The sequence below is a fragment of the Streptomyces sp. ISL-96 genome (genome assembly GCF_018614035.1).
Taxonomy (GTDB): domain Bacteria; phylum Actinomycetota; class Actinomycetes; order Streptomycetales; family Streptomycetaceae; genus Streptomyces.
The window spans coordinates 1-12,814 of sequence record NZ_JAGGPA010000020.1; the positions used below are offsets into that span (position 1 = coordinate 1).

At 68.8% G+C, this 12,814-nt stretch carries 12 protein-coding genes and 2 pseudogenes; 8 read left to right on the plus strand and 6 right to left on the minus strand.

The window, feature by feature from the left end; all coding sequences use genetic code 11:
* Window positions 1-62: 62 nt before the first annotated feature.
* Window positions 63-617, minus strand: coding sequence for a quercetin 2,3-dioxygenase (locus J7E96_RS13105; RefSeq protein ID WP_215130763.1), 555 nt, complete (start codon window positions 615-617; stop codon window positions 63-65).
* 147 nt (window positions 618-764) lie between these two features.
* Window positions 765-932, minus strand: a complete 168-nt coding sequence (locus J7E96_RS13110) for a hypothetical protein (RefSeq protein WP_215130765.1) — start codon at window positions 930-932, stop codon at window positions 765-767.
* A 414-nt stretch (window positions 933-1,346) separates the two neighbouring features.
* Between J7E96_RS13110 and J7E96_RS38155 the strand changes: the two genes are divergently transcribed.
* Complete coding sequence (locus J7E96_RS38155; RefSeq protein WP_215130767.1) at window positions 1,347-1,601, plus strand: DUF1427 family protein; 255 nt, start codon at window positions 1,347-1,349, stop codon at window positions 1,599-1,601.
* 20 nt (window positions 1,602-1,621) lie between these two features.
* Here J7E96_RS38155 and J7E96_RS13120 read toward each other — a convergent pair whose 3' ends face one another.
* The gene (locus J7E96_RS13120) at window positions 1,622-1,948 is read right to left on the minus strand and encodes a hypothetical protein (RefSeq protein WP_215130769.1); all 327 of its coding nucleotides are present in this window, start codon (window positions 1,946-1,948) and stop codon (window positions 1,622-1,624) included.
* A 5-nt stretch (window positions 1,949-1,953) separates the two neighbouring features.
* The gene (locus J7E96_RS13125) at window positions 1,954-2,244 is read right to left on the minus strand and encodes a hypothetical protein (RefSeq protein ID WP_215130771.1); all 291 of its coding nucleotides are present in this window, start codon (window positions 2,242-2,244) and stop codon (window positions 1,954-1,956) included.
* A 425-nt stretch (window positions 2,245-2,669) separates the two neighbouring features.
* Here J7E96_RS13125 and J7E96_RS13130 point away from each other — a divergent pair, with 425 nt between their 5' ends.
* Window positions 2,670-4,682: an ABC transporter ATP-binding protein gene (locus tag J7E96_RS13130; RefSeq protein WP_215130773.1), complete on the plus strand. Its 2,013-nt coding sequence runs from the start codon at window positions 2,670-2,672 to the stop codon at window positions 4,680-4,682.
* Window positions 4,683-5,076: 394 nt separating this feature from the next.
* Here the strand turns inward: J7E96_RS13130 and J7E96_RS13135 are convergent.
* Window positions 5,077-5,295: pseudogene (locus tag J7E96_RS13135) on the minus strand (IS110 family transposase); the annotation flags it as partial.
* A gap of 296 nt (window positions 5,296-5,591) precedes the next feature.
* Between J7E96_RS13135 and kdsA the strand changes: the two are divergent.
* The 5 genes and pseudogenes from kdsA to J7E96_RS13150 all read left to right on the plus strand — a co-directional run.
* Window positions 5,592-6,269 (plus strand): annotated as a pseudogene (gene kdsA / locus J7E96_RS38745) (3-deoxy-8-phosphooctulonate synthase); the annotation flags it as partial.
* A 43-nt stretch (window positions 6,270-6,312) separates the two neighbouring features.
* On the plus strand, window positions 6,313-6,441 hold the full coding sequence (locus J7E96_RS38750) for a hypothetical protein (protein WP_374196671.1): 129 nt from the start codon (window positions 6,313-6,315) through the stop codon (window positions 6,439-6,441).
* A gap of 176 nt (window positions 6,442-6,617) precedes the next feature.
* The gene (locus J7E96_RS38755) at window positions 6,618-7,079 is read left to right on the plus strand and encodes an SIS domain-containing protein (RefSeq protein WP_374196672.1); all 462 of its coding nucleotides are present in this window, start codon (window positions 6,618-6,620) and stop codon (window positions 7,077-7,079) included.
* A 937-nt stretch (window positions 7,080-8,016) separates the two neighbouring features.
* The gene (locus J7E96_RS13145; RefSeq protein WP_215130777.1) at window positions 8,017-8,883 is read left to right on the plus strand and encodes a TIGR03620 family F420-dependent LLM class oxidoreductase; all 867 of its coding nucleotides are present in this window, start codon (window positions 8,017-8,019) and stop codon (window positions 8,881-8,883) included.
* Window positions 8,884-9,184: 301 nt separating this feature from the next.
* Complete coding sequence (locus J7E96_RS13150; protein WP_308295929.1) at window positions 9,185-10,069, plus strand: hypothetical protein; 885 nt, start codon at window positions 9,185-9,187, stop codon at window positions 10,067-10,069.
* Window positions 10,070-10,298: 229 nt separating this feature from the next.
* Here the strand turns inward: J7E96_RS13150 and J7E96_RS13155 are convergent, their stop codons facing one another.
* Complete coding sequence (locus J7E96_RS13155; RefSeq protein WP_215130780.1) at window positions 10,299-11,165, minus strand: N-acetyltransferase; 867 nt, start codon at window positions 11,163-11,165, stop codon at window positions 10,299-10,301.
* Between the two features lie 434 nt (window positions 11,166-11,599).
* Here J7E96_RS13155 and J7E96_RS13160 point away from each other — a divergent pair, with 434 nt between their 5' ends.
* Window positions 11,600-12,718, plus strand: coding sequence for a sugar ABC transporter substrate-binding protein (locus J7E96_RS13160; RefSeq protein WP_215130782.1), 1,119 nt, complete (start codon window positions 11,600-11,602; stop codon window positions 12,716-12,718).
* The last annotated feature ends 96 nt before the right edge of the window (window positions 12,719-12,814 follow it).

The following is a 12,814-nucleotide window of genomic DNA, read 5'->3' on the forward strand; positions in this document are numbered from 1 at the left end:
GCAGGCAGCGGCAGGCAGCGGCAGGCAGCGGCACCATGTGCCCCCTTCCCGGCCTTGGTCCATCAGCTTCCGGTGCGCCACTGGTGGCCGGGCAGGTACCGCACGTCGAAGTTCTCCTCGGCGGCGCGGAACTTGTCCGGGCCGGGGATGAGCGGCCGGTTCGGCATGCCGATTTCCTCGGTGGGGGTGCCCAGGTTTTCGAAGAACCGCTCGAAGGTGGTGCCGGGGCCGGCGGCCACACCGACGACCCGGCTGTGGTGGCGCTCGATGCGGTAGGCGTGCGGACAGTTCTTCGGCACGAAGCCGAAGTCGCCGCTGGTCAGCAGCCTTTCCTGCTGCTCGCCCTGAAGGTCCTCGACGAACAGCCGCACCGCGCCGTCGGTGACGTAGAAGACCTCGTAGGTGTCCGCGTGGGTGTGGGCGGGGATGGTGTCCCCCTTGGGGCCCTCGACGGTGAAGAAGTTGAAGCTGTTCTCGGTCTGCTCGCCGCCGGCGTAGACGGTGACCAGGTCGCTGATCAGGTGGGCGCGGTCACCCATGCCCTTCTCGATGAAGTACGGCGTACCGGGCTCGGCGGGGATGCGCGAGCGGTAGCGGGTGGCGAACTCCATGGTCATGGAAACCTCCGGACTCGGGAACCGGAACCATATCGTCAGGGTGCCTGACGTTCAAGAGGGGCGGCGGTGCGCGAGAACGCGCTCAACGCAAGAGTCAGAGAGCGGCGCCCGAACGGCGCCCCGGCCGCGCGCGGAGCACTGTCGACGTCACGGCGCTTCCACCAGGGGCGACTCACCCCAGGGTGCGACCAGCGCCTCACGCAGTGCGGTGGCGGCAGTGGCGATGCGCTCGCCCTCCCCATCAAGGGCGGCGAAGACGGCAGCCCGGGCGGCGGTCGCCGATCGCTCGCCCGCGGCCTGCATACTGGCAAGCAACGCGCCTTCGAATCAGCGCTTGGCCTGGACCGGCAGTTGGGACAGGTTCCGTACGGACTCCCCCATGACTCCTCTGAAGGCGTGGGGATGACGAGCATGGCCACGGCTCGGCTTCGTTCACGATCGACGTATCGACATCAAGGCCGCGCGCTCCAGGAAATGACCGGCCAGACCGTCAGGTACCCTGACGCAACTGTTTCCGGTCCCCCCGCCCCCGGAGGTTTTCCATGACGGCCTGCCCGACCACCAGTGGCGCACCGGGAGCCGACCGGTGACCTACGCGAAAGCACTGCTGGCCGGGGCGCTGGTCGCTTCCTGTACGCCGCGTTGCGGGTGAAGGCGCCCGCTCCCCCGCCCGTCGCACTGTTCGGCCTGCTCGGGCATACTGCTCGGGCATACCGCCCTGGAGGCACTGTGACCGCCGGTCGCCGCACCCGCGCGGCGGCGTTCGCGCGCGCGGCCGGGATCTCCTTCACCGTGGGACTGGTGATGGGCAGCGTCTACTGGTGCCTGGACGTCCCCGCACCCGCGCCGACCCTGCTCGGCCTGACCGGCCTGCTGGGCATCGGCTTGGGCGAGCGTGCCGCCACAGCGACTCGCACCCGGCTGCGCCGCCACCGCATGCAGCCCGGCCGTCGACCACGGGCCGTCGAGCACCAGCCGTCGTGATGGGCCATCGTTATGGGCCGTCACAACCGGGTGCGGTGGCCCCTGAACTGCTGGTCGTCGCTCCAGTTGACGCAGTCTGAGGTGGAGGCCCACCACAGGTTGGTGTCTCCGTCGTTGCCGCGGTGGACGCAGTACAGCTTGTTCTGGAACACGGCCAGGACGGGGTTGGCGGCGGTGTAGTGCGCGGTGAACCGCTGGTCAATATTCCACGGGGCTGTCGTACCCAGCACGGTCCACCACAGGCCCGGGTCGTCTTTGTTCTGCAGGCGGATCGGGATGAGCTCGCCGGGCGCGATCCATGGCGAGACGAGCTTGCAGCCGCAGCCGTTGGCCACCTTGATCAACACGGCCCTTAGCTTGCAGATCCCTCAACGATCTCGTGGAACGGCGACGGCAGGATGCTGCCCGCGACGTCACCGATCAGCTCGCGGACCTTCGCCGCGTCCTCGGCGGCCTCAGCGTCGAGACAGAGCTCGCAACCCCACCAGAACGTATGGGCCGTGGCCTCCCCCAGGCCCGCTCCCCCAGCTCCTTGCGCGCCGCTTCGGCGCGTTCCATCCCGCGCACTCGGGGCATCGTTGGCGCTGCCCAGGACGGACGTGAAACCCTCTTCTGTCGCGGGGACTGCTTCGTCAGTGGCCACATGACTCCTACCTGCCGTGTGGTGTGCAGCGCCGCCCCTGCCGCGACCGATAGCCACAACGCGCCCACGAGCGAGCCACTCCGGCACCTGAGCCTGGCAATACCTCGAAGGAGTGACCCGATCCGTTCGAGCGAACCCCAACCGCGCAATCCCAAGCGCCCATTGACCCTCTCGGCGTCATGGAACATGTGTTCACTCTTTGCCTCCGATGCACCCGTTACAGGCCCTCTTCATGGCCGTTCTTTAGAGCACCAGTACCCCTCGCGCACCCATCTGGAGGACACCGTGAATCCTGCACCCGCCCCCGCGAAGACACCTGCCTTAATCGAACACCTCCAGCCCATCGCCCCAGTGAACGGACCAGACCAGTGCCGTGTTGACGCCGCTGCAGACCGCGCAGCACACCCGGATGCGGGGTGGCTGGCATGACAGACGCGACTGAGGACGCAAGGCCGGGCAAGGACACCTCGGCTTCGGAGCCGTCGGCGTCCGAAAGGCTGCTCTTCGGCGGAGAGCTCGCGTACGACCTGGGCTGGAGCCAGCATCATGGGGCGTGGCTGAAGCTGAGCCTGCGGTCTATGGCCGCAGGTCTCCCGCGGCAGGTGGCGATCGCGGTACGGCTGGCCCGTCAGGCCGACCGCCGGGCCCTGTACGTCGTGGCCGGCAGTGAGATCGGGCGCGGCATCACGCAGGCGATCTCGCTGGTGGCGGTGAACGCGGTTCTCGTCGAGCTCCTCGCGCAAGGGAGCACCGCCGAGCGGCTGCGTGCGGCCCTGCCGTCGCTCGTGGTCATCGCTGTGCTGGCGGTGATGGGGTCGGTACTGAAGTCCGCTTCCTCGGCCGCCACGGGCATTCTTGAACCGAAGGTTCAGCGCGTGGCCACCGAGCGGTACTTGGGGCTCGTGGCGCGGGTGGAGATGGAGGCGATCGAGGACGACGCCTTCCACAAACTGATGGACTCGGCTCAGTGGGGCGCGGATTCCGCCCGGCGAATGGTCGGTTACTGCACGGCCGTGGTCACCTCGGCGATCTCGCTCATCGCCGCCGCCGGCGTGCTCACCGTGCTGCATCCTGCGCTGCTCCCGCTCCTGCTGGCCATGGCGCTGCCCAGTGCGTGGAGTTCGCTGACGATGGCGCGCCACCGGTATGTGAGCTGGCACCGGTTCGTCCAGCACGCCCGCGCCGCGCAGCTGCTGAGCCGGCTGCTGATCGACCAGCAGGCCGCTGGTGAGGTACGCGTCCACGACGTGGGGCCGTTCCTGCTGCAGCATTTCCGGGGTATGGCGGAGACGAGTGAACGGGAGCAGACCCGGCTCGCTCGCATCGGCGCTCGCACCGGTCTGCTCGCCGACGCGGCGCGAGGAGTGGCCACGATCGCCACGTATGCGGTGCTCGGGCTGCTGCTGGTCAGCGGGGAGATGGCACTGGCGGTCGGCGGGACGGCCGTACTGGCGATCCGCACCGGGTCGGCGAGCATCACCGACCTGGTCCTGCGGGTCACCGACGTACAGGAGGAATCGCTGTTCGTCGCCGACCTGGAGACGCTCTGCGAAGAGGCAGCGCGGCGGACGATCCCCACAACGGGTCTCGACCTGCCGGAACACCTCTCCGAGATCCGCTTCGAGAACGTCACCTTCACCTACCCCGGCGCGGACAAGCCGTCCCTGCGCGGCGTCGACCTCCTCATCCCGAGGGGTAAAACCGTCGCCTTGGTCGGACGGAACGGATCGGGCAAGACCACGATCACCAAGCTGCCGTGCGCCCTCTACATGCCGGACACCGGCCGGGTGATCTGGGGAAACGTGGACGCGGCCAAGGCCAAGCGCGCCCAGATCTTCGACCGGATCGCGATGGTCGCCCAGAACTTCCACCGCTGGCCCTTCACCGCACGAGTGAACATCGGCATCGGCCGCCCGGTCCCGCCGATCGACGACAAAGCCGTGGACGCCGCTGCCGCATACGCCGGGGCCGGCGAGGTCATCAAAGACCTTCCCCGCGGCAAAGACACGCTCCTGGTGCGTGGTTACCGGGGAGGCCAGGAAATCTCCGGCGGCCAGTGGCAGAAGATCGGACTCGCCCGGGCCCGCTACCGCGACGGACAGGTTCTCATCGTCGACGAGCCGACCAGCGCCCTCGACCCCGTGGCCGAGCAGCGGGTCTTCGACCAGATCCACCATCTCGCGGGCAGCGGACAGACCACCCTCCTGATCACCCACCGCCTCCACAGTGTCCGCCACGCGGACCTCATCTACGTCCTGGACGAAGGCCGCGTCGTAGAGCACGGCAGCTTCGAACAGCTCATGGACCCCGCCACCGGCACGGGCGCCTTCCGTGAAGCGTACGAACTCCAGGCCCGCCAGTTCCTCGCTCCCGCGGTCCCCATGCAGAGCAGCGGCACCGCCTCCCGGTCGGCGGCAGACGAGCAGGTGACGCCGTGATCGCTGGGTCCGGGGCCCGGCTCGGATGCCCTTCCCCCACCTGGCGGCGAGGTACCGGGCGTTGACCCGCACGCCCTGCGCCACCTCACCTCCTTCGCCGGAGAGGCGGCGCCCCATCCACTCCTTACGGCAGAAGAGGGGCTTCACCCTCTACCTGACGGGGGAGGCGACGAGTCTCGCCGGTTCGTCGGTGCACGTGGTGGCGCTGGCCGACGTCGGGGCAGGTAGCGACTCAGGCGTTCTTCGCGACGCTGACTGCGCTCGTGATCGCCCTGCCCGCCGGAGCGTTCGCCGACCGGCACGCGAAGAAGCCGGTGCTTATCGCTACCGACATCGCCGGTCGTCCCTGCCGCGACCGTGATGGGGATGCTGTCGATGACCGCCTATACAGCGCGGCCAGGGCGGCGACGATCTGGGCGGCGACGTGTTCACCCGGAAGCGTGCTCTGCTGGGCGCGGGCAGCCTCCAGCGCGGTGGCCGCGACCGTGTCGGCTCCGCGGACATCGCGGTTGGCGAGCCAGGCCGTCAGCCGCGCCCGACCGCGGCGGCGTATCCCGCCGGGGGTCTGGTAACCGGTCAGCGACACCAGCGCGCCCTTGTGCGCCCAGTAGTCGTGGGGGCCATCGGTACAGCCGTTGGCGCTAAGAAGTGATCTTGGATGGAGAAAGACCCTGACGTGGTGCTCACCGCTCGGAACGGGTGTGGCGGTGCGAGGGTGCGCCACTGGCTCTTGGCCGTGCGGCGATATCCAGCCGAGTCCGGTCGTGGGCCCGGGAATTCGGCTGTTACGCCTCTAGCCTGATCAGCGTTTTGGGATGTCTGCCTGACGTCCTGTCCTGCAGTGGTTGGAGGGCAAGGTCGGTGGGCTACGTCTGCTTGTCCGTGGCTGGCGTTGAACGGGGAGGGTCCATGACGGTCAGGGGTGTGGCGCCGGTGCGAGTGCGGGTGGGGGATCTGGTGGTGGACCAGGGTGGTTCGTTCACGTTGATCGCCGGTCCGTGTGTGATCGAGAGCCGGGATTCGGCGCTCAGGCATGCCGAGCGGATCGCGCAGATCGCGGGGCGGGTGGGTGTGCCGTACGTGTTCAAGGCTTCCTACGACAAGGCCAATCGGACCTCGGTGGGTTCCTTCCGCGGTCCGGGGCTGGACGCTGGTCTGGAGATTCTGGCCGAGGTCCGTTCCGAGGTCGGTGTGCCGGTGATCACCGATGTGCATGAGCGTGCAGACGTGGCGGCGGTGGCCGAGGTGGTCGACGTACTGCAGACGCCGGCGTTCCTGTGCCGGCAGACCGACTTCCTGCTGGCCGTGTGCGGCGCGGGAAAGCCGGTGAATATCAAGAAGGGCCAGTTTCTGTCCCCGCAGGAAGCGGTGCCGATGGTCGCCAAGGCCCGCTCCGGGGGCAACAGCCAGGTGATGGTCACCGAGCGCGGGTTCACTTTCGGGTATCAGAACCTGGTGGTGGACTACCGGTCGCTGGTGATGCTGCGGGAGACCGGCGCGCCGGTCCTGTTCGACGCGACCCACAGTGTGCAGCTGCCCGGGGGGACGGGTGAAGCGACCGGCGGGCAGCCGGCGTTCATCCCGCACCTGGCGAAGGGCTGCGGTGGCGGTCGGAGTGGCGGGGGTGTTCATGGAGGTCCACGAGGACCCGGCCCATGCTCTGAGCGACGGCAGCAACAGTCTGGCCCTGGACCAGCTTCCCGGTCTGCTGGCCGGGCTGAAGGCAGTGGACGACCTCGTCAAGGGAATGACGGCGTGAGCGTGGATGAGACCGCCGGCCGGGACACGGCTGCCACTGCAACCAGTGCAGGCGGTGCGGTGCGGGAGCGGATGCTGCACGAGGCACAGGCGATCGCTTCAGCGGCCGGCCGGCTGGAAGAACCCGCGGTCCATGCCGCGCTGTCCCTGCTCCAAGCGTGCACCCGCCTCACGGTCATGGTCGGTACCGGGGTGTCGGGTCTGGTGGCCGCGAAACTCGCCGCGACCTTCACCTCCTCCGGCACGCCCGCCCTGTACCTCAACGCCTCGAACGCCCTGCACGGCGGCCTCGGTGTGGCGCGGGCCGGGGATGCGGCGGTGGCGGTCAGCAACAGCGGCCACACAGAGGAAACCCTGCAGACGGCCGTATGCCTTCGGGAGTCGGGCATCCCCGTCATCGCGCTGACAGGAAACCCGGCCTCGCCGCTCGCCGCCGTGGCGGACGTGGTCTTGGACGCCTCGGCGGCAACCGAGGCTTGCCCGCTGGGCGCCCTGCCCACCGCGAGCAGCACCGTCGCGCGGGCCCTGGGCGACGCTCTCGCGATGCCGCTCGCCGAGCGGCGCGGCTGGTCCCACGAAGACCTCGCCCTCGTCCACCCCTCGGGCACCCTCGGCCACCTCGCACGGCAACAGCGATAACCACCACACCCAACACGCTCCCGCTCGCCAAGAAAGGGCGGGCAAGTCGGCGGTGGTGGCCCTGTTCTCGAATAGCTGCGGCCAGGTGGCATGTAGCGCTTCATAACTACGCGGGGCTGCGGTCGCGCTGCTGTAGGGGCCGCGAAGTCGGTGTGCGTGGTCCGCTGAACCAGGGTCTCCCCCGGCCCTTCCGGCCGCGGGAGGAGCTGGAGGTCCTGGTGCCCGGGCGACCGAGGGCCCGGTCGGCCAGCCCGGCCCGCCCGTCGAGCGGCCCACCGGCGTCGGCCGCGAACGGCTTCGTACTGCTCCCACGAAGGTGGTTCGTGGAGCGTTCCATCGGCTGGTGGAGGCGCGCCCGGCGGCTGGCCCCAGGCCCGGCGAGAGGTTGCGGCCGCGTGACCCGTCCGTATCAGGCCAGTCGAACCTCACCGCGCCGGTCGGAGCGAGGCTTTGTCTGCCTACGTTCGGTCAGTGTCCCCGGTAGTTGCTCCAATCTTGTCGAGGACACCGTTGACGAAGTCGGTGATGTTGCCGGCAAGGTCACCCGGACCCTGCGCGACGTCATCGGCGAGGCCCCTGCCACCGTCCGAGGCGGTGGGGTTCATGCCGCCGGGTGCCGGTTCGGCGGAGGCGGGGACAGCGGCCAGGAGAAGAGCGCCGGTGGGCTACCTCACCGAGTGGACCCGGTGGACGCCACCTGGCCGTAGCTATTCGCGAAGACGGCCGTCTTGAGTCCCCAGCCCGGCCCCGGACTTCATCTCGCGGGCGAGGCTGGACTCCTGCCGCGCTCCGGGCATTCGTTTCCCGATGGGTAGTGGCCGTCAAGGTGGTGTGATCAGACGCTGACGATCAACTTCCAGACAGGACAGAGCCTTCAGGGAGGCACGTCTCGCCTGCACCGCTACAACGGAGTTTCCACACCCAGGAAGGCTTCGTCATGAATCTCGGAACAATGGGCATCTGGAGCCTGGCGTTCACGCACGGGGACCGCGCCGAGGCGCGGGATGCCGCGGCTGAGCTGGAGGAGCTCGGGTACGGTGCCATCTGGCTTGGCGGCAGCCCGGGTGGCAACCCCCGCGCGGACCTGGTCACGGCAGCTGGGGTCCTGTCCGCGACCAGCCGGATCACCGTCGCGACAGGGTGTGTGTCCATCTGGGACAGGTCCCCGGACCGGCTCGCTGCCGCCTACCACGCACTCCCGCAGCAGCAACGGGCCCGGCTGTTGGTAGGACTCGGCGTCAGTCACGTCGAAATCGCCGGCCGATACCGGGAGCCGTACCACGCGCTGCGCTCCTACCTGGACGCGTTGGACGCGGTGACTCCTCCACTGCCGTCGACCGCGCGAATCATCGGAGCGCACGGGCCGCAGATGACCCGGCTGGCAGCAGCCAAATCCACGGGAGTGCACCCCTATCTCGTCAACCCAGCCCATACCGCATGGGCCAGGTCGATGCTAGGTGAGGGACCCTTGCTGGCACTGGAGCAGACGGTAATCCCGCACACCGACGCCGAAGCAGCCCGCGCCAAAGCCAGGACGATGCTCGCTCCCTACCTCAAGCTGCGCAACTACCAGTCAGCGTGGCTACGCGGGGGATTCACCGCAGAGGACCTGTCCGATGGCGGCAGTAACCGGCTGATCGATGAGCTGTTCGCCTGGGGCAAACCAGACGAGATCGGTGCCCGGCTCACCGATCACCGCCGGGCCGGAGCCGACCACATTGCCGTCCAGATAGTCACTGACAACCCAGACACCTTCGCCCGCCAGGCATGGCGTGACCTCGCCCCAGAACTGCTCTCAACGTAGTCAGTCGTATGTCTCCTCCAGCGTGAAGGAGGCGCCGGTGCGGACCATGGCCCGCACCGCCGGCATCCGCCTGACCCAGCCTCGAAAAAGCCCGTTCAGCTACGGCAGCACGGGCCGTTCTCGTCCCGGAAGATGCGGAGCCGGGACTCGTACATCAGCCCTCTTCTTCCCCCGAGCCCTGAGCAATCTTGCGCTCCCGCAGGCGCACATGACGCGATTGTGGAAAGGGCTTCGGGTCGGCCGTGCGGGAAGACGCCGCGTTGCCAAGGCCGCGGACACACTATGCGCTTGCGGCGCCTTGGTGGCAGGCAGGAGCGAGGCGTGCACGAAGCTGCGAGGCACCGGTGCCCCCGCCCGTCAGCAGACGGAGAATCTGGGCAGCACCACCGGTGTGGTCGCGGGCGACCTCAGTGGCGACGGTGCGGCCGAGCGCCTGTACCCGCGAGGGACCACCGACGACCCCGCCGGCGTGATCTCCTACGTCAGGTGGACCGGCGGCACCACATACGTGACCACGGAGCTGACCGGCGCGGACGGGAACGCCGCGGCCGTCGGCGACGTCAACGGCGACGGGTACGGCGACCTCGTCGTCGGCGACCCCCTGGACCCGGGCAGCGACAGGAACGGCGGGCACAAGGGCGGCCAGCTCACCGTCTGGTACGGCGGCCCCACCGGCCCCGCTCCGGCGCAGCGGCCCACCGTCGTCCACCAGGACACCCCCGGTGTCCCCGGCGGTGGTGAGAGCGCTGACGGCTTCGGCGTGAGCGTGGCCGTCGGTGACATCGACAAGGACGGATACGCGGACGTCGCCGTGGGAGCCCCCTATGAGGACCTGGCCGGCAGCGCTGACGCGGGGGCCGTCACCGTCCTGTACGGCTCGAAGACCGGCCTGACCACCACCCGGGCCCGCATGATCACGCAGGACACCGCGGGCGTACCCGGAGCCCCGGAGCGCTACGACTACTTCGGGCACGCGCTCACTCTCCGGGACCTGACCGGCGACGGCCGATCCGACTTGGTGGTCGGGGCGCCGGAGGAGAACAGCTACGGCATGGCGACCGTGCTGCGCGGCGCCACCTCGGGGCTCTCCACCAGCGGGGTGGTATCGGTCACCGGCACAGCGGCGGGGCTCTCCGGCGCATCCCAGGAGTGGTTCGGCATGGTCCTGCCGGACGCCGCCCGCTGACGCACCGCCAATTCCACGGACCCGTCAGACCGGCCTGACGGGTCCGGTCTCCGTGGCCACCGAGGGGGCAACGAGATCACCGGACGGGCCGACAGATACCTCAGCCCCTCACCGTGGTCGAGGAACTGTTCGCCGCCGCGCTGACCCAGATGGCCAGCCGCGAGGCACACCTGGCTTACCGCTGCCGCACTCCTTATCCGGCTCCGCTCGTGATCGAGGAGACAAGGCGCTAGGCGTCCCGGTATTGGTCCCGGACCTCGGGGCGCTGCTGGAAGCCGGCTGACGTGTAGGTGGCGACGGCGCCGACATTGGAGCTCGGGGTGCAGACGATCGCGCTCGACGAGCCAAGTTCCTGGAGTGCGGCCGCCGCGGCGACGGTGATCGCCTCGCCGTAGCCGTGACGGCGATGTTCCCGGTGCACGCCCATCGGTTCGAGCAGCCCGGGCCTACCCGGACCGGCCGACCACACCGTCACCGCCGCCACCGCGTTGCCCTGGTCGTCGTACGCGACCAGACACCGGGCGTCGGCGTACGGCAGTCCGACCGCCATCGCGTGCCAGCGCTCGTCCGTGAACCTCGACCCGTCGAACGCTGCCCGATGTACGGCGGCGAACACGTGCGCCTGCTCCGGCCCGATCACCTCTATCCGCACGCCTGGGTCCTTCACTGGCTCCGTGAGGTCACGGCGCAGCGGAGTCCACGGCTCGTCGGCCTTCCAGCCGTCCTCGAACAGCAGATCTTGGACCAGTGCATCCATCGGCGCCTCGATACTCACCTTCCCCTCGGGCAGTACGCCGCGCTCCGGCTCGGTCACGTCCTCAACCAGCTGCTGCGCCAGCTCCTCGTCCCGCTGAGTGTCTGGCGCGATCGTCAGCCGCAACAGCCCGGGACCGTCCAGAAGCCCGACGGCGAGAATCTGTCCGTCCCGGCTCCACGTCCTGACCGCCGCGGCGGTCGCTTCCGCACCTGACCGCCAGAACCAGCCCAGGTCCCCCGGATGCAGTTGCATCGGCGCCCCGTCGTACTGCCACTCCCGCAGCACGCCCACGGCCTCGCTCAGCCCGTCGACTCCCGGCTTGCCCAACACAATCGCCATACCCCGATCACACACCACGCACCGACAGTCCGCACCCGGTTTCCACTGGCCGGCGTGGTGCGGGCTTGGGAACTTGGGACTTGGGGACTTGGGAAGGCAGCCGATGATTTCCTCTGCCTCCGTGACCGCCGCCGGTGTCGCTGGCGCAGGCAGGCTGCCCGCACCAGCGCAATCACGGACAGCCTCGACGATCGCTTCATGCATCACGCCCTGCCCAGGGTGCGCAACTGGCCGCCAGCGGCGACCGCGGATGTCAGACCGTGGGCCTCGGCTCCCGGCCCCTGCGATCAGAGATGCTCGAGCGCTTGATTACAGAGAATCACGTTGCGGTCACGTTAATCTGACGCATCTTGACGCTTCCTCAACCACAGAGTTGGCTTTCGGCCACCTTGGCCGCAATTGATGCGGCCTGCCAGGGAAAATGGATTCAACCAATGAACGCACTTCTGCGTCGTGCCGCCGTCGCAGCCGCCGCCCCCGCGATGGCCATGTCCCTCTTCGGTTGCGGGACGACCGCGGAACCGCCGGGTGTGCGGCTGAGTGACGACATCGTTGTTGGTCTGCTGCTCCCGGAGGACCAGGCCGCTCGCTACGAGCAGTTCGACAAGCCGGTCATCGAGGAGCGCGTGGCGCTGCTCACCAACAGCAAGGGTACGGTCCGCTACGCCAACGCAAAGCACGACGCCGATCAGCAGACGCAACAGCTCGAATCGATGATCGAGGACAAGGTCGACGTGCTGATCGTCGACGCGGTGGACTCCAAGGCCATAGCCGGCGCGATAGAAAAGGCGGACGACGCCAACATCCCGGTCGTCGCCTTCGACCGCCTCGCCGAGGGACCCATCGACGGATATGTCTCCTTCGACAACGAACAGGTCGGCCACATCCAGGGCAAGTCCCTGCTGGAGGCCCTCAAGGGCGACGCCGGGCCCGGTTCGAGGCCAGGGCCCGCGTCGGGCAAGGTCGTGATGATGAACGGCGCCCTCACCGACCCGAACGCCGCCATGTTCAAGAAGGGCGCCCACACCGAGCTCGACGGCAAGGTCGGGATCGGCCTCGAGTACGACACCAAGGACTGGAAGCCGGAGAACGCCAAGGCGAACATGGAGGCCGCGATCGCCTCCCTCGGCAAGGACGCCATCACCGGCGTCTACTCCGCCAACGACGGCATGGCGGGCGGCATCATCGCCGCGCTCAAGGCCGCCGGTGTCACCGACCTCCCGCCGGTCACCGGCCAGGACGCCGAACTGGCAGCCGTGCAGCGCATCGTTGCCGGTGATCAGTACATGACCGTCTATAAGCAGTACGCACCGGAGGCAGAGGCCGCCGCGGAGATGGCCATCCTGCTGGCCAGGAATATGTCGCTCGGCGCCGCCGCGCACACGGACATCGACACCCCGACCGAGAAGTCCGTCCCGACGGTGCGCATCCCCGTCATCGCGCTGACGAAGGACAACATCAAGGAAACCGTCGTCGCTGACGGCCTCTACACGGTGGAGCAGATCTGCGCCCCCGAGGTCCAGGCCGAGTGCGAGAAGCTCGGCCTCGAGTAGCCCCGCTGGGCCGGCCTCGTACCCCGTACCCCTTTACTCACCGGGGCCTTACGGCGGCCAACCGCCCCCAGACCACCAGCCGGTACTGCGAGCTGA

Excerpts from the sequence above, each read along its gene's own strand:
- J7E96_RS13105 (WP_215130763.1), bottom strand. The coding sequence starts at position 617 with ATGACCATGGAGTTCGCCACCCGCTACCGCTCGCGCATCCCCGCCGAG.
- J7E96_RS13130 (WP_215130773.1), top strand. The coding sequence starts at position 2,670 with ATGACAGACGCGACTGAGGACGCAAGGCCGGGCAAGGACACCTCGGCT.
- J7E96_RS38750 (WP_374196671.1), top strand. The coding sequence starts at position 6,313 with ATGGAGGTCCACGAGGACCCGGCCCATGCTCTGAGCGACGGCAGCAAC.
- J7E96_RS38755 (WP_374196672.1), top strand. The coding sequence starts at position 6,618 with ATGGTCGGTACCGGGGTGTCGGGTCTGGTGGCCGCGAAACTCGCCGCG.
- J7E96_RS13145 (WP_215130777.1), top strand. The coding sequence starts at position 8,017 with ATGAATCTCGGAACAATGGGCATCTGGAGCCTGGCGTTCACGCACGGG.
- J7E96_RS13155 (WP_215130780.1), bottom strand. The coding sequence starts at position 11,165 with ATGGCGATTGTGTTGGGCAAGCCGGGAGTCGACGGGCTGAGCGAGGCC.
- J7E96_RS13160 (WP_215130782.1), top strand. The coding sequence starts at position 11,600 with ATGAACGCACTTCTGCGTCGTGCCGCCGTCGCAGCCGCCGCCCCCGCG.